Raw genomic sequence first — 20705 nt, forward strand, 5'->3', positions numbered from 1 at the left:
AGGCAGGACCAGGGATGATCGCCGATGACCGAACCGTTCGTCGTACGACGCGAGACCCAGATCGCGGCCCCGCGTGCCACCGTCTTCGCCTATCTCACCGACCCCGAGAAGATCCTGAGCTGGATGGGATCCGACGCGACCACCGAGCCGCATCCCGGCGGGCTCTATCTGCTGAAAGGCATCGGTCCGCGCGACGGCGCCGCCCGCGGCGCGTTCCGCGAGGTCGTGCCGGTGCATCGCCTCGCCTACACGTTCGGCTGGGAGGGCGGCCAGGAAGTGCCGCCCGGCTCGAGCCTGATCGAGATCGACCTGATCGAACGCGACGGCGGCACACTGCTGCGCATGACCCATAGCGGGCTGCCGAGCGAAGCGCAGGCGGCCGCGCATGCGACGGGGTGGGCGCATTACCTGGAGCGACTCACGATCGCAGCCAGCGGCAAGGATCCCGGCCCGGACAGGGGTGTCACGACCAAGTCGTAGTTCTCGTAGGGTGGGCAAAGCGAAGCGTGCCCACCACTCGTGCCTCAATCGCGAGATCGTGGGCACGGCGCTTTGCGCCTTTGCCCACCCTACGAGAGCAGTGCTGCTACGGCAGCACGCCGCTAAACCGCCGCGGTCGCCACCACCTGCGCCAGCAGCTGCTCGCGCCGCGCCTGGGAACGCTGGCCCTTCATCGTCGCCGCAAAACGTTCGAGGATGCCGTCCTCGAAGGCGGTGACGATGGTGTCGTGCACGTAGCTCTTGCGGCAGATCGCCGGCGTGTTCGACAGCTTGTCGGCGGCGGCGCGGATCGCCTCCAGCACCTGCTTCTTGCGCCCGCGCTGGCTGGTCGCCGGCGTGATCCGCGACAGCGATTCCACCACGACGGCGGACGCCATCAGCGTGCGGAAATCCTTCAGCGAGATCTTGATGCCGGCGATCTCGCGCAGGAACGCATTCACCTGCGTAGTGCTGACCGCGCGCACGATGCCGTAGGCATCGCGATATTGGAACATGCGCTTGCCGGGAACGCCCTGCAGAATGCCGATGGCGCGCACCAGCTTGGCCGCGTCGCACTCCTTGCGCACCGCCTTGCCGCCCTTGGCCTTGAAGGTCAGCACGAAGCTGTCCTCTTCGAGCGTGACATTGGCCTTCAGCAGCGTGGTGGCGCCGCGGGTGCCGTTGAGGCGGGCATAGGATTCATTGCCGGGACGGATCGCGGTGCGCGCGATCAGCTCGATCACGGCCGAGAGCGCGAACTCGCGCGTCGGCTCGTCGCCCGACAGGAACGCCGAGACCTTGCGCCGGATTTTTGGCAGCGCGCCGACGAGCTTTTCCAGGCGATGCGCCTTGCGGTGCTCGCGGACCTTCTCCCAGTCGGCGTGATAGCGATATTGCAGCCGGCCCGCGGCATCGCGCCCCACCGCCTGGAGATGCGAGCTCGGATCGGCGGAGTAGCGCACCTCGCGATAGGCCGGCGGCACCGCCATGGCGTGCAGGCGGCGGATGGTGCGGGCGTCGCGGATATGGGCGCCGTTGGGGCGGACGAAGGAATAGCCCTTGCCGCGCCGGATACGGCGGATGGTCAGCTCGTTCTGGTCGCCGAGCCGCAGGCCCAGCTCCTTGGCGAGTGCCTCGACCGCCGCCGGGGAGGCCGAGTCGAACGCCTTTTTCGGGCTGGGACGGGTGGAACCGGCCGGTTTCGGCCATTGTCCGAGGGCTTTAGCCAGCGCAATGGCAGCAGGATCGGCCGAAGCGGGCCGCATCGTCCCGAGATTCTGCTGATCCATCATAGTGTTACGCCTTGGCCCTGTCTGTTACCGTTCAATGCCGCTGTTCTATTGTTTGTTCCCTGCGGGTCTCTTTGGACCCGGGTTAGCCACTTAGGGTGTTCCGAACCGCATTGCGAGTCCCGAATCAGTGAGAAGCGGTTTCTAAATACCTCCTGCGACGCATGGGCGCCGTGCACAGGCCTATTCCGGCGAACTGGGTAAAGAGCCGAAAGCCGTCTCCCGGCCTGTTTCAGATTTGCGACAGCCGGCGGTTGTGGCTTGATTCTCCGCATGGCCGGCGGCTCGCCGAAGGTTCAGCTTGTGCTCCTTGTCGGGCCCGGTTAGCCCGACGCATAATCGGTTCAACGATGAAGTCGGCGCGCCAGTCACCTGTGCTCGGCTTGCCGTATCTGGAGGGAAGCATGTCCGAGAAGATCTACGACGTCCCCGCGGAATGGGCCAAGCGCGCCTGGATCGACCAGGCCAAGTACAAGGACATGTACGCCCGCTCGATCTCGGACCCGAACGCGTTCTGGGCCGAACAGGCCAAGCGCATCGACTGGATGCACGCGCCGACCAAGATCGAGAATGTTTCCTTCGCGCCCGGCAACATCTCGATCAAATGGTTCGAGGACGGCATCCTCAACGTCGCCTACAACTGCATTGACCGGCATCTGCCCAAGCGCGCCAAGCAGACCGCGATCATCTGGGAAGGCGACGATCCCTCGCAGTCCAAGCACATCACCTATCAGGAGCTGCACGACGAGGTCTGCCGGATGGCCAACATCCTGCGCACCCGTAACGTCAAGAAGGGTGACCGAGTCACGATCTACCTGCCGATGATCCCCGAGGCCGCCTATGCGATGCTGGCCTGCGCGCGGATCGGCGCGATCCACTCGGTGGTGTTCGCGGGCTTCTCGCCCGACAGCCTCGCCCAGCGCATCAACGACTGCCAGTCCAAGGTGATCATCACCGCGGATGAAGGCCTGCGCGGCGGCAAGAAGGTGCCGCTGAAGGCCAATGTCGACGCCGCGCTCGCCAAGGCCGACGGCGTCGACTGGGTCGTCGTGGTGAAGCGCACCGGCGGCCAGGTCGAGATGAATCCGTCGCGCGATCTCTGGTATCACGACGCCGCCAAGATGGTGACGACCGAATGCCCGGTTGAGCACATGCATGCCGAAGACCCGCTGTTCATCCTCTACACCTCGGGCTCGACCGGCCAGCCCAAGGGCGTGCTGCACACCTCGGGCGGCTATCTCGTGTTCGCCTCGATGACGCATCAATACGTCTTCGACTATCACGATGGCGACATCTACTGGTGCACCGCCGACGTCGGCTGGGTCACCGGCCACAGCTACATTCTCTACGGGCCGCTCGCCAACGGCGCGACCACGCTGATGTTCGAAGGCGTGCCGAATTACCCGGATAATTCCAGGTTCTGGAACGTCATCGACAAGCACAAGGTCAACATCTTCTACACCGCTCCGACCGCGATCCGCGCGCTGATGCAGAGCGGCGACGAGCCGGTAAAGAAGACCTCGCGCGCCTCGCTGCGCCTGCTCGGCTCGGTCGGCGAGCCCATCAATCCCGAAGCCTGGGAATGGTATCACCGCGTCGTCGGCGACGACCGCTGCCCGATCGTCGACACCTGGTGGCAGACCGAGACCGGCGGCATCCTGATCACGCCGCTGCCGGGCGCGACCAAGCTGAAGCCGGGCTCGGCGACGCAGCCGTTCTTCGGCGTCGTGCCTGAAATCGTCGATGCCGACGGCAAGGTGCTGGAAGGCGAGACCACGGGCAACCTCTGCCTGACGCGCTCGTGGCCGGGCCAGATGCGTACGGTCTATGGCGACCACGCCCGCTTCGAGCAGACCTACTTCTCGACCTACAAGGGCAAGTACTTCACCGGCGACGGCTGCCGGCGCGACGCCGACGGCTATTACTGGATCACCGGCCGCGTCGACGACGTCATCAACGTGTCCGGCCATCGCATGGGCACCGCGGAAGTCGAGAGCGCGCTGGTCGCGCATGAGAAGGTCTCGGAGGCCGCCGTCGTCGGCTTCCCGCACGACATCAAGGGCCAGGGCATCTACGCCTATGTCACCCTGATGGCCGGCGTGCAGCCCACCGACGAGCTGCGCAAGGAGCTCGTGACCTGGGTGCGCAAGGAGATCGGTCCGATCGCCTCGCCCGACCAGATCCAGTTCGCGCCGGGCCTGCCCAAGACCCGCTCCGGCAAGATCATGCGCCGCATCCTGCGCAAGATCGCCGAGGACGAACCGGGCAGCCTGGGCGACACCTCGACGCTCGCCGATCCCGCCGTGGTCGACGACCTCGTCAAGAACCGGCAGAACAAGAAGTCGGCGTAGGAAAACTCTCGTGCCCCGGACGCAGCGCAGCGCCGACCCCTGGCGATGCTAGGCATCGTCCAGTCGCGGTGCGCTGCAGAGCCGGGGCCCATCGGTCCGCGCAAAGAAAGAGCTGGGTCCCGGCTCCGCGCAGCAGCGCAAGCTGCAGCGCGTCCGGGACACGCGCCTGCCTTTCGCGCCCGCACCCTCAAAACAACCGCGGTTCACATCCTCACGCGCTTGTCAGCGCGCGTGACGGCGCGCCGGTATCTTTCCCGCCGAGTGTTGTTTTCAAGTCATTTACTTTATTTCGAACATTTCCTTTGTTCCCCCTGCCGGCCCGCCCCTGGCGGCCGCGCTTGGAAACCATCCGGTTAACGGGCGCGGTTAATACTGTGTGGGCGAGCGGGCAATTTCCGGGTTTGCGTAGATTTGGACGACCCGTTCGGGGCAACGGAAGGGAAGCATTGATGTCGATGAGGATTGCTGTGGCGCTGGCCGCCACCATCGGGGCAGGGGTCTTGATGTCGACCGCAGCCGAGGCGCGGCCGGAAATGGTGGGGGCCCACCTCGCCGACTATTCGCCGGGCACCATCGTGGTCAAAACCAGCGAGCGCAAACTCTATCTGATCCTCGATAACGGCCACGCCGTCCGCTATCCTGTCGGCGTCGGCAAGTCCGGCAAGCAGTGGGCCGGCACCACCCGCATCGACGGCAAGTACCGCAACCCGGCATGGTCGCCGCCCGCCGAGGTGAAGCGCGACAAGCCGCAGCTTCCCGACGTCATTCCCGGCGGCTCGCCGCGCAACCCGATGGGCGTCGCGGCGATGACGCTCTCCGGCGGCGAATACGCCATCCACGGCACCAACGTGCCGGGCTCGGTCGGCGGCTTCGTCTCCTATGGCTGCATCCGCATGCTCAACGACGACATCACCGATCTCTACGGCCGCGTCTCCGTCGGCACGACGGTGGTCGTGACGCGCTGATCGCCGTAAATCCCAAAGAGTTGAAAGAGCCGCGTCGATCGACGCGGCTTTTTTTATTGCCAGACGCGCCAGCCGCGCGCGCACCAGCCGTCGCGATGGCCGCCATTGTAGCTGCGCACGTAACCGCCCGCGAGCAGCGCGGCCGAGACGTTGGCGGTGCGCTTGGTCGCGACGTCGGCGAGCACGCGCCCGTATTTATCCTGGCCGAGATTGAAGATCGTCACGCCTCCCTGGCCAAGCAGATTGCGCAGCGCAGCGCTGGCGGCCTCGGCCTTGTCGAGCTCGTCCTGACAGGACGCTTTCATTTCGGGCGCATCGATGCCGCGCAGGCGAACGCGGACAACGAGGTCGCGGCCGTCGCGCGGACGAACGCGCGCGAGAAAGGTATCGCCGTGGTGCGGATGACGTCCACTGCCTCGCGGCTATCGGGATGACCGGCGCGCTGAATAACAATCTCGGCATCGCGCGACTGTCCGTCGTCTGCATGCGGAATGGGCCAGTTTGTCCCGTGCCGGAACGTGAGCACGATCGCGACCGCGATGCCGACCACGAACATCCACGGCAGCAATCCGGAGAAGCGGCGGCCAAACGGCGAGCCGCGGTAGGAGGACCGGTAGGGATGGCTGGGATCGAAGCGCGGCATCCGCGCACGCTAGGGCTGAGTCGGCTGAGCCGGCAAGAGCACGTGAAACCGGCGCGTGAAACGGCGCCTCAGAAGTCCGAGGCGATACCTTTGCGCTCCCAATCGCCATAGCGGGTGGGCTCGGGCCCCTTTGGCCCCTGCAATTCCTTGGGCGCCGCTTCCGCATGCGCAGCAGCAGCCTGCCGGCGCGCCTCGGCCTCGGCCAGCGCACGCTGGGCGGCCGGCGATAGCTGCTTGCGATCGGGAACGGAGGGCTGATCACTCATCAAGCGGTTCCTAGCGCAGGATCACGATGCGTGCGAGGTCAAATATCGCATTGCTGAAATGGCGATAGTGGGCTGTAAACGCGAGAGGCCATTCTTACATTTGGCATATTCGCGTGCCACACATCGACTCCTCTAGGCATGCGCCCATATCGGCGGAACTGCCGCTCGCTCAGAACCTTGTTTCCGCATGCCCTCTCAACGTTTTGCCCCTCCGTCCGAAGTGCCTGGTCTTGCGGCGCGGCGGATTGCCGCCGATATCGTCGATGGCGTGCTGCACAAGCACCGCACGCTCGACGATCAGCTTGACGGCGGCGGCGCCCATCCCGGACTGAAGACGCTGGCCGACCGCGACCGCGCGCTGATGCGCCGCCTGGTCGCCACCGTGCTGCGCCGGCTCGGCACGCTCGGCCATGTGATGTCCCGCCTGCTCGACAAGGGCATCCCTTCCGACGCGCCCCGCGCGCAAAGCGCGCTGCTGATCGGCGCCGCACAGATCCTCTGGATGGACGTGCCCGATCACGCCGCGGTCGATCTCTCCGTCCGCCTCGTGCAATCCGACCGGCGCGCCGCGCGCTATGCCGGCCTCGTCAATGCCGTGCTGCGCCGTTGCGCGCGCGAGGGCAAGGCGCTGGTTGACGAAGTCGCCAATCAATCGCTGGATCTGCCGCCCTGGCTGCTGGCGCGCTGGAGCACGCATTACGGCGAGGCGACCGCGCGCGACATGGCGCTGGCACTTGGCCACGAGCCGTCGCTCGATCTCACCGTGAAGTCGGATGCCGCGCAATGGGCGAGCCGCCTGCACGGCGAGACGCTGCCGACCGGGACGGTGCGGATGCTGCTGCACGGCTCGGTGACGATGCTGCCCGGCTTCGCCGAAGGACAATGGTGGGTGCAGGACGCCGCCGCCGCATTGCCGGCCCGGCTGTTCGGCGACATCAAGGGCAAGTCCATCGCCGATCTCTGCGCCGCGCCCGGCGGCAAGACCGCCCAGCTGGCGCAGGCCGGCGCGCAGGTCACCGCGATCGACCGCTCCCCCGCCCGGGTGGCGCGGCTGCGCGAGAACCTGACGCGGCTGTCGCTCCAGGCCGAGACCGTCGTTGCTGACGCCGTGGAGTGGGCCGGCCCGCCTGAGGGCTTCGACGGTATCCTGATCGATGCGCCCTGCACCTCGACCGGCACGATCCGCCGTCACCCCGATGTCGCCTGGCTCCGCCAGGAATCCGACATCGCCGCGCTGACCGCACTCCAGCAGCGGCTGTTGAAGAAATCCGTCTCGCTGCTCAAGCCGGGCGGCACGCTGGTCTACTGCACCTGTTCGCTGGAACCCGAGGAGGGCGAGCAGGCCGTGGCCGCGCTGCTGGCCTCCGAGCCCGCGCTTCGCCGCGTCCCGATCACAGCGTCGGAGGTCGCCGGACTCGCCGAAATCATCACCGCCGACGGCGACCTGCGCACCCTGCCCAGCCATCTGCCGAACGCCGATCCCAAGCTCGGCGGGCTCGACGGATTCTACGCAAGCCGGCTCGTTAAATCCTGATTTTGCACCGGTTTTTGCAACTCCGACACTGATTCGTCCCGTTCAAGGTGGTGTCAGGCGACCGATTTTGGGATTAATAAGGATTCGTCGGAATCCTCCCCTTCAAGGCAAGGCGTGTCGGTCGCTCAACGCAGACGTATCTCGACGCTGGTCATGAACCGCTTCGCGCGGAACGTGCTCGCGCGCGCGAGCGGCGGCTCGGTTGCGCTCTCGCGGGTCTGGCCCGGACGCACCGACCGGCTGATCATCGCGCCGCATGACTTACGCACCGCCGATGCGACGCGCGCCGCCGAGATCTATGCCGGCCGCTTCGTCTTCGCCGGCAAGATCGTCAATTGCCACGGCCGCTCGATCTTCGATCTTGAGCCGCCGTCGGAGGATTGGGAGGTCGCGCTGCTCGGCTTCGGCTGGCTGCGCCATTTGCGCGCCGCCGACACCGCGCTGACGCGGGCCAATGCCCGCGCGCTGGTCGAGGACTGGATCGCCAACCCCGCCAACAAGCGCCGCCCCGTCGCGCGCCGCGCCGACGTGCTGGCGCGCCGCGTGATCTCGCTGCTGTCGCAGGCGCCGCTGGTGCTCAACGACACCGACAACAAGTTCTACCGCCGTTATCTGCGCGCGCTCGCCCGCGAGATCCGCTTCCTGCGCTACACCATGGTCGACATTCCGGACGGAGTGCCGAAGCTGCAGGTGCTGATCGCGCTGTGCTATTCCGCGCTGTGCCTCGCCAACCAGGCGCGCCACATCCGCAGCGCCTCGAAGAAGCTGTCGGACGAATTGCAACGGCAGATCCTGCCCGACGGCGGCCACATCTCGCGCAATCCGGGCGCACTGATCGAATTGCTGATCGATCTCTTGCCGCTGCGGCAGACCTTCGCCGCGCGCAACATCGCGCCGCCGCCGGCGCTGCTCAACGCGATCGACCGCATGATGCCGATGCTGCGCTTCTTCCGCCATGGCGACGGAAATTTCGCGCTGTTCAACGGCATGAGCGCGACACCGTCCGACCTGCTCGCCACGCTGCTCGCCTATGACGACACCCACGGCGCGCCGATGGCGAACATGCCGCATACCGGCTTCCAGCGCCTCGATGCCGGCCAGACCACGCTGATCATCGACACCGGCCCGCCGCCGCCGGCCGGCGTCAGCCACGACGCCCATGCCGGCTGCCTGTCGTTCGAACTGTCCTCCGGCATCAGCCGCATCGTCACCAATTGCGGCATGCCGACCACGGGCCGCGACAATTGGCGGCCGTTCGCGCGCGGCACCGCTGCGCATTCGACGCTGACCTATCACGAGACGTCCTCGTGCCAGTTCGTCGAGATGTCGGCGATGAAGCGGCTGCTGCACGGTGCGCCCGTCACCAGCGGCCCGGTCGAGGTCGAGAGCTATCGCGAGGTCGTGCAGAACGGCACGCTGCTGACGACGTCGCATGACGGCTATCTCTCCAAGTTCGGCGCGATCCACCGCCGCGTCCTGATGATCGCCAATGACGGCGCGCGCATCGACGGCGAGGACACGCTGTCGCCGCCGCAGGGTGGACGCTTCAAGGGCGCGGACGCCGATTTCGCGTTGCGCTTCCACCTGCATCCCGCAGTGAAGGCGAGCCGATTGTCGGACGCCCGCGGCGTCATGCTGGTGCTGCCGAACCGCGACGTCTGGACCTTCGAGGCCCTCGACGACAAGGTGGACCTCGAGGACAGCGTGTTCCTCGCCGGTAATGACGGCCCGCGCCGCACCGCGCAGATCGTGATCCGGCAGGACGCGCGGCAGGCGCCCTCGATCCGCTGGAGCTTTGTCCGCTCCACGGCCTCGCCGGCGGTCACCAACGCGCGCCGCAACGCCCGCCGGGAGCCGGAACTTCCGCTGTAAACAGGCGCGATCCGGACCTATCTACCCGTTGAGACGAACGCCAAAAGCTGCTATCGAGCGCTCGTTCGCGCGACTGGCGACCTTGGATGGAGCACCATCGGGAAGCGCGGGCCATATCCGCCGCGCGCCTGGGCATAGACACTCCCTGAACAGAGGATCTTGCTCATGACTGACCATCCCCGCCGCGTCACCCGCGCCTTTCTCTCCGTTTCCGACAAGACCGGCCTCATCGAGTTCGCGAAAGCGCTTGCCGCGCACGACGTCGAGCTGGTCTCGACCGGCGGCACCGCCAAGGCGATCGCCGCCGCTGGCCTCAAGGTGAAGGACGTCTCCGAGCTCACCGGCTTCCCCGAGATGATGGACGGCCGCGTCAAGACGCTGCATCCGAAGGTGCATGGCGGCCTGCTCGCGATCCGCGACAACAAGGAGCACGCGGAGGCAATGAAGGCGCACGGCATCGCGCCGATCGACCTGCTCGTCGTCAACCTCTATCCGTTCGAGGCGACCGTCGACAAAGGCGCGGGCTTCGAGGATTGCATCGAGAACATCGACATCGGCGGTCCCGCGATGATCCGCGCCGCCGCGAAGAACCATGACGACGTCGCCGTCGTGGTCGAGGCCGACGACTACAAGGCCGTGCTCGACGAGCTCGCCGCCAACAAGGGTGCGACCACGCTGAAGCTGCGCCGCAGGCTTGCGGCAAAGGCCTATGCGCGCACCGCGGCCTATGACGCCGCGATCTCAAACTGGTTCAACCGGCAGCTCGAGATCGACGCGCCCGACTTCCGCGCCTTCGGCGGCAAGCTGATCCAGTCGCTGCGCTACGGCGAGAACCCGCACCAGACTGCGGCGTTCTATGCGACGCCCGACAAACGCCCCGGCGTCTCCACCGCACGGCAGCTCCAGGGTAAGGAACTCTCCTACAACAACATCAACGACACCGATGCGGCCTATGAGTGCATCGGCGAGTTCGACGCCAAGCGCACGGCGGCCTGCGTCATCGTCAAGCACGCCAACCCCTGCGGCGTCGCGGAAGGCACGAGCCTCGTCGACGCCTACCGCAAGGCGCTGGCCTGCGATTCCACCTCGGCGTTCGGCGGCATCATCGCGATGAACCGCGCGCTCGACGCCGATACCGCGCGCGAGATCACGAAGATCTTCACCGAGGTGATCATCGCGCCCGACGCCAGCGAGGAAGCCATCGCCATCATCGGCGGGAAGAAGAACCTGCGTCTGCTGCTCGCCGGCAGCCTGCCCGATCCGCGCGCGCCCGGCCTCACCGCCAAGACGGTGGCGGGCGGCCTCCTCGTGCAGAGCCGCGACAACGCCGTGGTCGACGACATGACCTTCAAGGTCATGACCAAGCGCGCGCCGACCGACGCCGAGATGCGCGACCTGAAATTCGCGTTCCGGGTCGCCAAGCACGTCAAGTCCAACACCATCATCTACGCCAAGGACCTCGCCACCGTCGGCATCGGCGCGGGCCAGATGAGCCGCGTGGATTCAGCGCGGATCGCGGCGCGCAAGGCGCAGGATGCGGCGGCCGAGCTGAAGCTCGCCGAGCCGCTCACCAAGGGCTCGGTCGTGGCGTCGGACGCGTTCTTCCCCTTCGCGGACGGCATGCTCGCCTGCATCGAAGCCGGCGCCACCGCCGTGGTGCAGCCCGGCGGCTCCATGCGCGACGACGAGGTGATCAAGGCCGCCGACGAGCACGGCATCGCCATGGTGTTCACGGGCACGCGGCATTTCCGGCACTGAGGTCGCAGTTATGAGCGTAGCCCGGATGGAGCGCAGCGAAATCCGGGTTTCGCAATCTCACAACGGCTGCCCCGGATTGCGCTTCGCTCCATCCGGGCTACGGACTGCGGCTAATCCCTCACCCGCATCAGCAGCCCCAGCCCGGCGACGAAGAACACCACGAGCACGGCCATGCCGGCCTTCTGGCTTGCCGTGGTCGCCGTAAGCACGCCGATCAGAAGCGGGCCGATGAAGGACGTCACCTTCCCGGTCAGCGCGAACAAACCAAAATACTGCGCGATGCGGTCCTTCGGCGCGAGGCGGATCAGCAACGTGCGCGACGCGGCCTGCAACGGCCCGCCGGCGGCGCCGATGAGACAGCCCAGCACGAGATAGGCGCGCTCGGCCGCGCTCGAGAACAGCGGCGCGCCCGGCAGCGGCGGCGCCACCTTGACGAACAGCACGCTGTCCTTGTCGACCAGCAGGATCGCCGCCACGGCGAGCAGCAGGACCAGCAGGCTGCCGGCGATGACGCGCTTCGGCCCGAGACGATCATCCAGCTTGCCGCCGAGCCATGCGCCGAACGTGCCCGCGATCGCGAGCATGATGCCGAAGGTGCCGATCTGGATGGTGTGCCAGCCGAAGGTGCCGGCAGCATAGATGCCGCCGAACGCGAACAGCGACACCAGGCCGTCGGTGTAGATCATGTTAGCGAGCAGGAACGCCGCGAGCGATTTCTGCTGCGGCAGGCTTCTGATCGATTGCTTGAGCTCCAGCAGGCCTTCGCGCAGCGCCTCGCGCACCGGACGCTTCGCCGGATAGTCCGGCGTGAACAGGAACATCGGCGTCACGAAGATAATGAACCACAACCCGGTCAGCGGACCCGCGGCGCGGTCGCCCTGGTGCGTAGCGGGATCGAGCCCGAACAGCGGCGTGAAGCCGAGCAGCGTCCGCCCGGTCTCGGGATTGGCGGCGAGGAAGCCGAGCACGATGATCAGGCTGACGATGCCGCCGACGTAGCCCGTGGCCCAGCCGGTGCCGGAGAGCCGGCCGATGCGCTCCGGCGGCACCAGGGTCGGCATCATCGCGTTGTTGAAGACGGTGGCGAATTCCGCGCCGACGCTGGCGAGCGCGACCGCCGTGAGCAGCGGCGGGATCACTGAGGGATCGCCGGGCTTGCCGATCCACAGCGTGCAGGAGGCCAGCACCAGCAGCGTCCCGAACGCCGCGATCCAGGGCTTCCTGCGGCCGGACGCATCCGCGATGGCCCCGAGCACCGGCGACAGCAATGCGATGGCGAGACCCGCGGCCGCCATTGCAAAGCCCCACAGCGATTGGCCCGTGGCCGGATTCGGCGCGATGCTGGTGGCGAAATAGGGCGCGAACACGAAGGTCGTGATCAACGTGAAATAGGGCTGCGCGGCCCAGTCGAAGAAGATCCAGCTGACGACAGCCGCGCGCGGCGGATAGGTCCGCTGCGCCCCGGCGATGCGCGCATCGTGGGCGATCGTCGTCATTCCGAAGTCCTCATCACGAACAGTTTTGTCTCTCTTGGCGCAAACGGTATAGCATTAAGGAGAGGCGTGTGAACTGGCCCGCGGCCACGGCGGAATTTTGATAATGTCGTCATACTGGACCCGGCGGAGTTTTTTTGCGTTCCTCGCCACTCTGGCGTTTGAACTTGCGCCCGCAACCGCACAGGATGCGCGGCGGACCTACATGCCGCCGCCGCTGGATTCGGTGCGCGCCGTTGCCGCCGAGCACGGCATGGTGGTGGCGCAGGAGAAGATCTCCGCGCAGGTCGGCGCCGACATCCTGCGCCGTGGCGGCAATGCGGTCGATGCCGCGGTCGCAACCGGGTTCGCCATGGCGGTGACCTATCCGCGCGCCGGCAATATCGGCGGCGGCGGCTTCATGGTGATCCATTCCGCCGAACGCAACGAAGACATCGCGATCGACTACCGCGAGACCGCGCCGGCCGCGACCACGCCGCAGATCTTCCTCGGTCCCGATGGCAAGCCCGACGCCGCGAAGTCGCGCGATTCCGCGCTCGGTGTCGGCGTGCCCGGCACCGTCGCAGGGCTGGCGCTGGCATTGGAGAAATACGGCTCGGGCCAGTTCACGCTGGCGCAACTGCTCGAGCCCGCGATCGCACTCGCCCGCGACGGCTTCATCGTCAGCGACGACATCGCCGACAGCCTGCCGGGCTGGCACCGGCGCCTCGCACGCTGGCCGTCCTCGGCGAGGATCTTTTCGAAGCCCGACGGCAGCTCGCTCGGCGAAGGCGACCGGCTGGTGCAGAGCGACCTTGCCGAGACGCTGTCGGCCGTCGCCGCACAGGGCGCGCGCGGCTTCTACGAGGGCCCGGTCGCGGACAAGCTCGCCAAGGCGCTGTCGGATGCCGGCGGCATCATGACGACGGACGACCTGAAGACCTATCAGCCGGTGATCCGCACGCCGGTACGCGGCACCTATCGCGGCTACGACATCGTCTCGATGCCGCTGCCGTCCTCCGGCGGCGTGGTGCTGATGGAAGCGCTCAACATCCTCGAAGGCTTCCAGCTCGCCGACCTCAGGCAGGGATCGCCAGCATCGCTGCATCTCCTCGTCGAGGCCATGAAACGCGCCTATGCGGATCGCGCGCGCTATCTCGGTGATCCCGCTTTCGTCAAGGCGCCGATCGAGACGCTCACGTCGAAGGACTACGCCGCAAAGCTGCGCGCGGGCATCGCCGTCGATCGCGCCACGCCATCGCAGCAGCTCGTGTCCGCCGCCGACGCGCCGCGCGAGGGCAGCAACACCACGCATTTCTCCGTCGTCGACAGCCGCGGCAATGCGGTCAGCAACACCTATACGCTGAATTTCAGCTACGGCGTCGGCCTCGTCGCCGAAGGCACCGGCGTACTGCTCAACAACGAGCTCGACGATTTCACCGCGGCGGTCGGCGCCTCCAACGCCTACGGCCTCGTCGGCTTCGAGCCCAATCTGCCCGGGCCCGGCAAGCGGCCGCTCTCCTCGATGTCGCCGACCATCGTGCTGAAGGACGGCAAGCCGGTGCTGGTCACCGGTTCGCCCGGCGGCAGCCGCATCATCTCCACCGTGCTTCAGGTGATCGTCAACGTCCTCGACTACAGGATGGACGTCGCCGCCGCCGTGGCCGCGCCGCGGCTGCACCATCAATGGATGCCGGATGAGGTGCGCGTCGAGCGCGGCTTCCCGGGCGACGTCCTGTCCGGGCTGAAGGCCATGGACCACGTCATCGTCGAGCCGATGGGACAGACCTCCGCCAATTCGATTCTCGTGACGGCGAACGGTCCCCTCGGCGCGCCCGATCCGCGCACGCGCGGCGCGGAAGCCGCGGGGCAGTAGCCCCGTCCGTGCATGGCACGGCAGCGCGGGCCTGCTTGCAGCGGCCGGCGCGCATGCTACCACCGCGCGGCTTTGGAGAAATAGCCGAGGAAACGCACATGACCACAGCCGATCCGAACCAGCGCATCGAACGCGCCGAGATCGAGGACACCAGCCTTCTCGCCTTCTATCGCGACATGAACGCGCCGGAGCGGCGGACATTCTGGGCCTGCGCCGCGGGCTGGGCGCTCGACGGCATGGACTTCATGATCTACCCGCTGGTGATCGGCACCATCATCGCGCTGTGGAAGGTCGATGCGGCCTCGGCAGGTCTTGCGGGCACCGTGACGCTGCTGGCCTCCGCCATCGGCGGCTGGCTCGGCGGCTATCTCTCCGACCATATCGGCCGGGTCAGGACGCTACAGATTACCATCATCTGGTTCTCGTTCTTCTCGCTGGTCTGTGCCGTCGTGCAGAATTTCGACCAGCTCCTGATCGCGCGCGCCGTGCTCGGCCTCGGCTTCGGCGGCGAGTGGGCAGCAGGCGCCGTGCTGATGGGCGAGGCGATCCGGCCGCAATATCGCGGCCGCGCGGTCGGCTCGGTGCAGTCGGGCTGGGCGGTCGGCTGGGGCCTCGCGGTACTGTCGCAGGCGATCCTGTTCTCGCTGCTGCCGCCGGAAATCGCATGGCGCTGGATGTTCGTGATCGGCGCGCTGCCGGCGCTGCTGGTGTTCTACATCCGCCGCTCCGTCACCGAGCCCGAGGTCGCGGCCGAGGCCCGTGCCAAGCAGGCCGCAAGCGGCGATCGTCCGGCGCTCTGGGAAATCTTCTCCGGCCCGATCCTGAAGACCACCGTGCTGGCGTCGCTGATGGCGACAGGCTGCCAGGGCGGCTACTACGCCATCACGTTCTGGGTGCCGCAATTCCTCACCAAGGAGCGGCATCTGTCGATCGTCGGCTCGACCGGCTATCTGTCGACGCTGATCATCGGCTCCTTCATCGGCTATCTCACCGGCGCCTGGCTCGCCGACCGGATCGGCCGTCGCAATTTGTTCCTGATCTTCTCGATCGGCGCCATGGCGGTGGTGCTGCTCTACACGCAGCTGCCGCTGAACAACGAGATCCTGTGGGTGCTCGGCTTCCCGCTCGGCTTCTTCGCCTCGGGCTATTTCTCGGGGATCGGCGCGTTCCTGACGGAGCTCTATCCGACGCGGCTGCGCGGCTCGGGCCAGGGCTTCTGCTACAATTTCGGCCGCGGCATCGGTGCGCTGTTTCCGTTCCTCGTCGGCGCACTGTCGGCGACGACGTCGCTCGCAAACGCGATCGCGATCTTCGCAGTGGTGGCCTATGTGCTGTTCTTCATCGCCGCGTTCGCGCTGCCGGAGACGCGCGGCCGCGTGCTGCACGCGGATTAGCGGAGAGATGTCGTTCCGGGGCACGCGAAGCGTGAACTCTGGTGCGCAATTGCGCACCTGAGAACCTCGAGATTCCGGGTTCGGTGCTGCGCACCGCCCCGGAATGACGGGGCTAGCTACCGCCCCACCTGATACGGCCCGCCCTTCTCCAACGCGCGCGCATAGGCGGGCCGCGCATGGATACGCTCCAGGAACGCCATCGCCCTGGGATGGCCCTGCTCGAGCCCGCCGCGCGCTTGTGCTGCTTCCAGCGGAAAGCTCATCTGGATGTCGGCCGCGGTGAACTCGTTGCCGGCGAACCACTCGCTCTTCGCAAGCTCGCCTTCCCAATAGTGCATGTGCTGCTTGAGCTGCGGATTGACCAGCGCGGTCAGCGCCTGGTTCGAGACCTTGCGCACGAGGGGACGCAGCAGCGCCGGCGCGCGCTTCGGCATCAGCGTGAACAGCAACTTCAGCAGCAGCGGCTGCATCGCCGAGCCCTCGGCGTAGTGCAGCCAGTAGGTGAAGCGCAGCCGCTCCGGCGTATCAGGCGGCGGGATCAGCCGGCCGTTGCCGTAGGTGGCGATGAGATATTCGATGATCGCGCCGGACTCGGCGATGGTGTTGCCGTTGTCGGTGATGACGGGCGACTTGCCGAGCGGGTGGATCGCGCGCAGCTCCTTCGGCGCACGCATGTCGGGCTGACGCTGATAGCGCACGATCTCATAGGGCACGCCCAACTCTTCGAGCAGCCACAGCACGCGCTGCGAGCGGGAGTTGTTGAGGTGGTGAACGGTCAGCATCGTGGATCCCCGGGGCTAGGCATAGTCGATCGGCCGGGCCGTTCGTGCCAGCCCGGGAACACAATGTCGAGCACCGGGTGCGGATATTTTCACCCGGGTATATTGACGTTCAGAATTTACCCGGGTATTAAACCGCCCAACGTCAGCAAATATGGCAATGATTCCAATGCAGAAGATTTTCACCGCCTTCCAGGGCCAGCGGCGCCTGGTGTCCGGACCGGCAGGCGAGGTCGCGCTGGTCGTCAAGCGGGTGGCGTCGCGGCCGGACGAGCCCATCATCATCTTCGAGGACGCCACGGGCCGGTCGATCGATTTCGATCTGCGCGGCGGGGATCGCGAGGTGCTGGCACGCCTCGCAAAGCTTCTCCCGCCCCCGGTCGAGGAGACCGCATCGCCGAGCGAGCCGCGCGGGCGCGGCCGGCCGAAGCTCGGCGTGGTCGCGCGCGAGGTGACGCTGCTGCCGCGGCACTGGGAGTGGCTCGGCGCGCAGCCGGGCGGCGCCTCGGTCGCCTTGCGAAAACTCGTCGACGAGGCACGGCGCGCGAGCGGCGACAAGGACCGCGAGCGGCAGGCGCGCGATGCGGCCTATCACTTCATGTCGACCATGGCCGGCAATCTGCCGCAGTTCGAGGAGGCCTCGCGCGCGCTGTTCGCCGATGACCGGCGCCGCTTCACCGGACTGATCGCGGACTGGCCGACCGACGTCCGCGACCACATCGTCAAGCTCGCCTACAGCGACCGCGCCTAAGGGCGCGCTCTCTCACAACCCCATCGACAGCCGAGCCGCGCATTGCGCGGCAACGGCTTCGCACGCCCTGATGAAAGGCCGATCCATGTCCGCTCCAAAACCGCTCTGGACGACGTTCCTCCGCTTCCTCGCACCGTTGATGCTGAGCAATGCGCTGCAATCGCTGTTCGGCACCGTCAGCAATGTCTATCTCGGCCAGATGATCGGCGTCGACGCGCTCGCCGCGGTATCGGCGTTCTTCCCGGTGATGTTCTTCCTGTTCGCCTTCGTTATGGGCCTGAGCACCGGCGCGACCGTGCTGATCGGCCAGGCGTTTGGTGCGGGCGAGCCTGGCAAGATCAAGAGCGTGGTGGGGACCACGCTCGCAGTCGGCCTCCTGCTGTCGGTCTCGGTCGCGCTGGCCGGCGGGATCTTCAGCCGGCAATTGATGACGGTGCTCGCGACGCCCGCTGACATCCTCGACCAGGCCAGCGCCTATGCGCGCATCATGCTGCTCACGATGCCGCTCGGCTTCGTCTTCCTGCTGATGACTGCGATGATCCGCGGCGTCGGCGATGTGCTCACGCCGCTGCTGGCGCTGGCACTGTCGACGACGATCGGCCTGATCCTGACGCCACTATTGATCCGCGGCCTGTTCGGATTGCCGCCTGCCGGCATCACCAGCCCGGCATGGGCGGCAGCCATCGCCAACACACTGACGCTGATGGCACTGGCCGCTTATCTGCGGCGGAAGAAGCATGCGCTGGTCCCGAACGCCGCCTTGCTGCGCCATCTCAGGCTCGATCGCGCGATGCTCGGAAAAATCCTCGGCATCGGCCTGCCGAGCGCGATCGGCATGGTGGTGATGGCGATCGCCGAGCTGGTGCTGCTCGGCCTCGTCAACGGCTTCGGCTCGAACGCCACCGCGGCCTATGGCGCGGTCAACCAGGTGATGGGCTATACGCAGTTCACGGCGATGTCGATTTCGATCGCGGTCTCGATCCTCGGTGCACAGGCGATCGGCGGCGGCGACAGGGCGCGGCTCGACGCCATCGTGCGCACCGGTCTTGCGTTCAACATCGTCCTGACCGGCGGGCTGGTCGCGCTGATCTACCTTGCGCCGCGCGCCGTGCTCGGCATCTTCATCACCGACGGCGCCGTGCTCGATCTAGCGAAGCGATTGCTCGACATCGCCCTGTGGAGCTCGGTGCCGTTCGGTCTCGCCACCGTGTTCTCGGGCGCGATGCGCGCCGCCGGCGTCGCCTTCACGCCGATGCTGCTGTCGATCTTCGCAATCGTCGCGATCGAACTGCCGGCCGCGATCATCCTCAGCCGCACCATCGGTCTCGAGGGCGTGTGGGCCGCCTATCCGATCGTGTTCTGCGCCATGTTCCTTTTGCAGATGGGGTATTACCTGCTGGTGTGGCGCAGGCGAGCGATCCGGCGTCTGGTCTGACCGGTCAAAGTATTATGACCATCATTAAACAATGGACCTGTGGCGCGGCCTGCGCCACAATGGAGAGAAAGGTCAGCTCAGAAAGCCAGATCAGGGAGAATGAATTTGACCCGCACAGCCCCGCAATTCCTGTTCGATTTCGGCAGCCCGAACGCCTATCTCAGCCATCTGGCGATCCCGGCGATCGAACAGCGGATCGGCGTCAAATTCGAATATGTGCCGATCCTGCTCGGCGGCATCTTCAAATCGACCAACAACAAGTCGCCGGCCGAGACGCTCGCCGGCATCAAGAACAAGCGTGAATTCCAGCAGGTCGAGACCGGGCGCTTCATCAAGCGCTTCAAGGTCCAGCCCTATGTCTTCAATCCGAATTTCCCGGTCAACACGCTGAACCTGATGCGCACCGCGATCGCCGCACAGCGCGAAGGCGTGTTCGAAAAATACGTCGAGGCCGCCTTCCACCACATGTGGCGCGAGCCGAAGAAAATGGACGATCCCGAGGTTGCGGCGAAGGCGCTGGCGTCCTCCGGGCTCGATGCGCAAAAACTGTTCGCCCGCGCGCAGGAGCCGGAGGTGAAGGCCGCGCTGATCAAGAACACCGAGGAGGCGGTCGCCCGCGGCGCGTTCGGCTCGCCGACCTTCTTCGTCGGCAACGAGATGTTCTTCGGCAAGGAGCAGCTGCGCGAGGTCGAGGAGATGGTGCTGGAGAAGTGATCCCGCTTCTCCCTGAAAACGAGTAGTCTCGTCAGTGTCGTCCTGGCGAAAGCCAGGACCCATAACCACCGAGGGTTATTGCTAGGACGAGCTGGTGCTCCAACTTGTCCGATAACGAGCAGTTGGGGTAATGGGTCCTGGCGTTCGCCAGGGCGACGGTAAGAAACAACAATAAGGAATTTCCCATGCGTATCCTCGTGGTCGGCGCCGGCGCCATCGGCGGCTATTTTGGTGGCAGGCTGTTGCAGGCCGGCCGCGACGTTACCTTCCTGGTGCGCCCCAAGCGCGCCGGCGAGCTGGCGAGCGCCGGCCTCGTCATCAAGAGCCCGAACGGCGACGTGACCTTGAAGAATCCGCCGACCGTTCAGGCCGACGCGCTCAAGGACAAGTTCGACGTCGTGCTGCTGAGCTGCAAGGCGTTCGACCTCGACGACGCCATCAAGTCGTTCGCGCCCGCGGTCGGACCGAATACGGCGATCATCCCCATGCTCAACGGCATGAAGCATCTCGACATCCTCGATGCCAAATTCGGCAAGGGCCGCGTGCTCGGCGGCCTCTGCGCCATCGCGGCGACGCTGAACGAAAAGCGCGAGGTGGTGCAGCTCCAGCCGATGCAGTCGCTCAATTACGGCGAGCGCGACGGCAAGCTTTCGGACCGCGTCAAGGCGATCGACGAGGCCTTCAAGAGCGGCATCAATGGCGCCACCGCCAGCCAGAACATCATGCAGGACATGTGGGAGAAGTGGGTGTTCCTCTCCTCGCTGGCAGCAAGCACCAGCCTGATGCGCACCTCCGTCGGCAATATCCTCGCCGCACCCGGCGGCCGCGACTTCCTGCTCGGCATGCTCGACGAGACCAGCGCGATTGCGACCGCCTCCGGCTATCCGCCGGGCGGGCCGTTCTTCGAGCGAGTGAAGGGCAACATCACCGCCGAGGGCTCGCCCATGACCGCCTCGATGTTCCGCGACATCAAGGCGGGGCTGCCGGTCGAAGCCGATCACGTCATCGGCGACCTCATCGCGCGCGCCGATGCCGCCAAGGTGCCGGTGCCGAAGCTGCGCATCGCGTATACGCATCTGAAGGCGTACGAGAAGCAGCGGGCGGGGTAACTCCGCACGCGATCGTC

General features: G+C 66.5%; 16 protein-coding genes, 1 pseudogene and 1 riboswitch. Of the genes and pseudogenes, 12 read left to right on the forward strand and 5 right to left on the reverse strand.

The window, feature by feature from the left end:
• The first annotated feature begins 24 nt into the window (after positions 1 to 24).
• Positions 25 to 480 (forward strand): SRPBCC family protein, encoded by a 456-nt coding sequence (locus JQ617_RS21540; protein ID WP_212028044.1) that lies wholly within the window; start codon positions 25 to 27, stop codon positions 478 to 480.
• A 122-nt stretch (positions 481 to 602) separates the two neighbouring features.
• Here JQ617_RS21540 and JQ617_RS21545 read toward each other — a convergent pair whose 3' ends face one another.
• Complete coding sequence (locus tag JQ617_RS21545; protein WP_212028045.1) at positions 603 to 1772, reverse strand: DNA topoisomerase IB; 1170 nt, start codon at positions 1770 to 1772, stop codon at positions 603 to 605.
• A 401-nt stretch (positions 1773 to 2173) separates the two neighbouring features.
• On the opposite strand from JQ617_RS21545, the gene acs reads away from it, so the two are divergent.
• Together acs and JQ617_RS21555 are read left to right on the forward strand one after the other, a co-directional pair.
• Positions 2174 to 4120 carry an acetate--CoA ligase gene (gene acs / locus JQ617_RS21550; protein ID WP_212028046.1) on the forward strand — a complete coding sequence of 649 codons (1947 nt, stop codon included), beginning with the start codon at positions 2174 to 2176 and terminating at the stop codon, positions 4118 to 4120.
• Positions 4121 to 4569: 449 nt separating this feature from the next.
• Positions 4570 to 5085, forward strand: a complete 516-nt coding sequence (locus JQ617_RS21555; protein WP_212028047.1) for a L,D-transpeptidase — start codon at positions 4570 to 4572, stop codon at positions 5083 to 5085.
• Between the two features lie 53 nt (positions 5086 to 5138).
• On the opposite strand, the pseudogene JQ617_RS21560 reads toward JQ617_RS21555, so the two are convergent.
• Together JQ617_RS21560 and JQ617_RS21565 are read right to left on the reverse strand one after the other, a co-directional pair.
• Positions 5139 to 5728 (reverse strand): annotated as a pseudogene (locus JQ617_RS21560) (thermonuclease family protein).
• Between the two features lie 68 nt (positions 5729 to 5796).
• The gene (locus tag JQ617_RS21565) at positions 5797 to 5994 is read right to left on the reverse strand and encodes a DUF1674 domain-containing protein (protein ID WP_212028048.1); all 198 of its coding nucleotides are present in this window, start codon (positions 5992 to 5994) and stop codon (positions 5797 to 5799) included.
• A 187-nt stretch (positions 5995 to 6181) separates the two neighbouring features.
• Between JQ617_RS21565 and JQ617_RS21570 the strand changes: the two genes are divergently transcribed.
• From JQ617_RS21570 to purH, 3 genes are all read left to right on the forward strand, one after another.
• On the forward strand, positions 6182 to 7528 hold the full coding sequence (locus JQ617_RS21570) for an RsmB/NOP family class I SAM-dependent RNA methyltransferase (RefSeq protein WP_212028049.1): 1347 nt from the start codon (positions 6182 to 6184) through the stop codon (positions 7526 to 7528).
• 153 nt (positions 7529 to 7681) lie between these two features.
• On the forward strand, positions 7682 to 9400 hold the full coding sequence (locus tag JQ617_RS21575; RefSeq protein WP_186467244.1) for a heparinase II/III family protein: 1719 nt from the start codon (positions 7682 to 7684) through the stop codon (positions 9398 to 9400).
• 59 nt (positions 9401 to 9459) lie between these two features.
• Positions 9460 to 9541, forward strand: a riboswitch (ZMP/ZTP riboswitch).
• Between the two features lie 24 nt (positions 9542 to 9565).
• On the forward strand, positions 9566 to 11158 hold the full coding sequence (gene purH, locus JQ617_RS21580) for a bifunctional phosphoribosylaminoimidazolecarboxamide formyltransferase/IMP cyclohydrolase (protein WP_212028050.1): 1593 nt from the start codon (positions 9566 to 9568) through the stop codon (positions 11156 to 11158).
• A gap of 110 nt (positions 11159 to 11268) precedes the next feature.
• Here purH and JQ617_RS21585 read toward each other — a convergent pair whose 3' ends face one another.
• Positions 11269 to 12654 carry an MFS transporter gene (locus JQ617_RS21585; protein ID WP_212028051.1) on the reverse strand — a complete coding sequence of 462 codons (1386 nt, stop codon included), beginning with the start codon at positions 12652 to 12654 and terminating at the stop codon, positions 11269 to 11271.
• 103 nt (positions 12655 to 12757) lie between these two features.
• Between JQ617_RS21585 and ggt the strand changes: the two genes are divergently transcribed.
• Together ggt and JQ617_RS21595 are read left to right on the forward strand one after the other, a co-directional pair.
• The gene (gene ggt / locus JQ617_RS21590; protein ID WP_212028052.1) at positions 12758 to 14506 is read left to right on the forward strand and encodes a gamma-glutamyltransferase; all 1749 of its coding nucleotides are present in this window, start codon (positions 12758 to 12760) and stop codon (positions 14504 to 14506) included.
• A gap of 98 nt (positions 14507 to 14604) precedes the next feature.
• Positions 14605 to 15900: an MFS transporter gene (locus JQ617_RS21595; protein WP_212028053.1), complete on the forward strand. Its 1296-nt coding sequence runs from the start codon at positions 14605 to 14607 to the stop codon at positions 15898 to 15900.
• A 116-nt stretch (positions 15901 to 16016) separates the two neighbouring features.
• Here the strand turns inward: JQ617_RS21595 and JQ617_RS21600 are convergent, their stop codons facing one another.
• A complete protein-coding gene (locus JQ617_RS21600) occupies positions 16017 to 16682 on the reverse strand; it encodes a glutathione S-transferase family protein (RefSeq protein WP_212028054.1) in 666 nt (221 codons plus the stop codon).
• A 151-nt stretch (positions 16683 to 16833) separates the two neighbouring features.
• On the opposite strand from JQ617_RS21600, the gene JQ617_RS21605 reads away from it, so the two are divergent.
• From JQ617_RS21605 to panE, 4 genes are all read left to right on the forward strand, one after another.
• Positions 16834 to 17430, forward strand: coding sequence for a DUF2239 family protein (locus JQ617_RS21605; RefSeq protein WP_212028055.1), 597 nt, complete (start codon positions 16834 to 16836; stop codon positions 17428 to 17430).
• A gap of 85 nt (positions 17431 to 17515) precedes the next feature.
• Entirely contained in the window at positions 17516 to 18865 is a 1350-nt protein-coding gene (locus JQ617_RS21610) for an MATE family efflux transporter (protein WP_212028056.1), read from the forward strand.
• A gap of 105 nt (positions 18866 to 18970) precedes the next feature.
• Positions 18971 to 19579 carry a 2-hydroxychromene-2-carboxylate isomerase gene (locus JQ617_RS21615; RefSeq protein WP_212028057.1) on the forward strand — a complete coding sequence of 203 codons (609 nt, stop codon included), beginning with the start codon at positions 18971 to 18973 and terminating at the stop codon, positions 19577 to 19579.
• A gap of 185 nt (positions 19580 to 19764) precedes the next feature.
• Complete coding sequence (gene panE, locus JQ617_RS21620) at positions 19765 to 20688, forward strand: 2-dehydropantoate 2-reductase (protein WP_212028058.1); 924 nt, start codon at positions 19765 to 19767, stop codon at positions 20686 to 20688.
• The last annotated feature ends 17 nt before the right edge of the window (positions 20689 to 20705 follow it).

The sequence above is a fragment of the Bradyrhizobium sp. KB893862 SZCCT0404 genome (assembly GCF_018130885.1).
GTDB lineage: Bacteria > Pseudomonadota > Alphaproteobacteria > Rhizobiales > Xanthobacteraceae > Bradyrhizobium > Bradyrhizobium stylosanthis.

Bases quoted from the DNA above. Each gene is read 5' to 3' on its own strand.
- JQ617_RS21545 (WP_212028045.1), bottom strand. From the start codon at position 1,772: ATGATGGATCAGCAGAATCTCGGGACGATGCGGCCCGCTTCGGCCGAT.
- JQ617_RS21570 (WP_212028049.1), top strand. From the start codon at position 6,182: ATGCCCTCTCAACGTTTTGCCCCTCCGTCCGAAGTGCCTGGTCTTGCG.
- purH (WP_212028050.1), top strand. From the start codon at position 9,566: ATGACTGACCATCCCCGCCGCGTCACCCGCGCCTTTCTCTCCGTTTCC.
- JQ617_RS21600 (WP_212028054.1), bottom strand. From the start codon at position 16,682: ATGCTGACCGTTCACCACCTCAACAACTCCCGCTCGCAGCGCGTGCTG.
- JQ617_RS21565 (WP_212028048.1), bottom strand. From the start codon at position 5,994: ATGAGTGATCAGCCCTCCGTTCCCGATCGCAAGCAGCTATCGCCGGCC.
- JQ617_RS21605 (WP_212028055.1), top strand. From the start codon at position 16,834: ATGGCAATGATTCCAATGCAGAAGATTTTCACCGCCTTCCAGGGCCAG.
- panE (WP_212028058.1), top strand. From the start codon at position 19,765: ATGCGTATCCTCGTGGTCGGCGCCGGCGCCATCGGCGGCTATTTTGGT.
- JQ617_RS21575 (WP_186467244.1), top strand. From the start codon at position 7,682: ATGAACCGCTTCGCGCGGAACGTGCTCGCGCGCGCGAGCGGCGGCTCG.
- ggt (WP_212028052.1), top strand. From the start codon at position 12,758: ATGTCGTCATACTGGACCCGGCGGAGTTTTTTTGCGTTCCTCGCCACT.
- JQ617_RS21540 (WP_212028044.1), top strand. From the start codon at position 25: ATGACCGAACCGTTCGTCGTACGACGCGAGACCCAGATCGCGGCCCCG.
- JQ617_RS21610 (WP_212028056.1), top strand. From the start codon at position 17,516: ATGTCCGCTCCAAAACCGCTCTGGACGACGTTCCTCCGCTTCCTCGCA.
- JQ617_RS21595 (WP_212028053.1), top strand. From the start codon at position 14,605: ATGACCACAGCCGATCCGAACCAGCGCATCGAACGCGCCGAGATCGAG.
- acs (WP_212028046.1), top strand. From the start codon at position 2,174: ATGTCCGAGAAGATCTACGACGTCCCCGCGGAATGGGCCAAGCGCGCC.
- JQ617_RS21585 (WP_212028051.1), bottom strand. From the start codon at position 12,654: ATGACGACGATCGCCCACGATGCGCGCATCGCCGGGGCGCAGCGGACC.
- JQ617_RS21555 (WP_212028047.1), top strand. From the start codon at position 4,570: ATGTCGATGAGGATTGCTGTGGCGCTGGCCGCCACCATCGGGGCAGGG.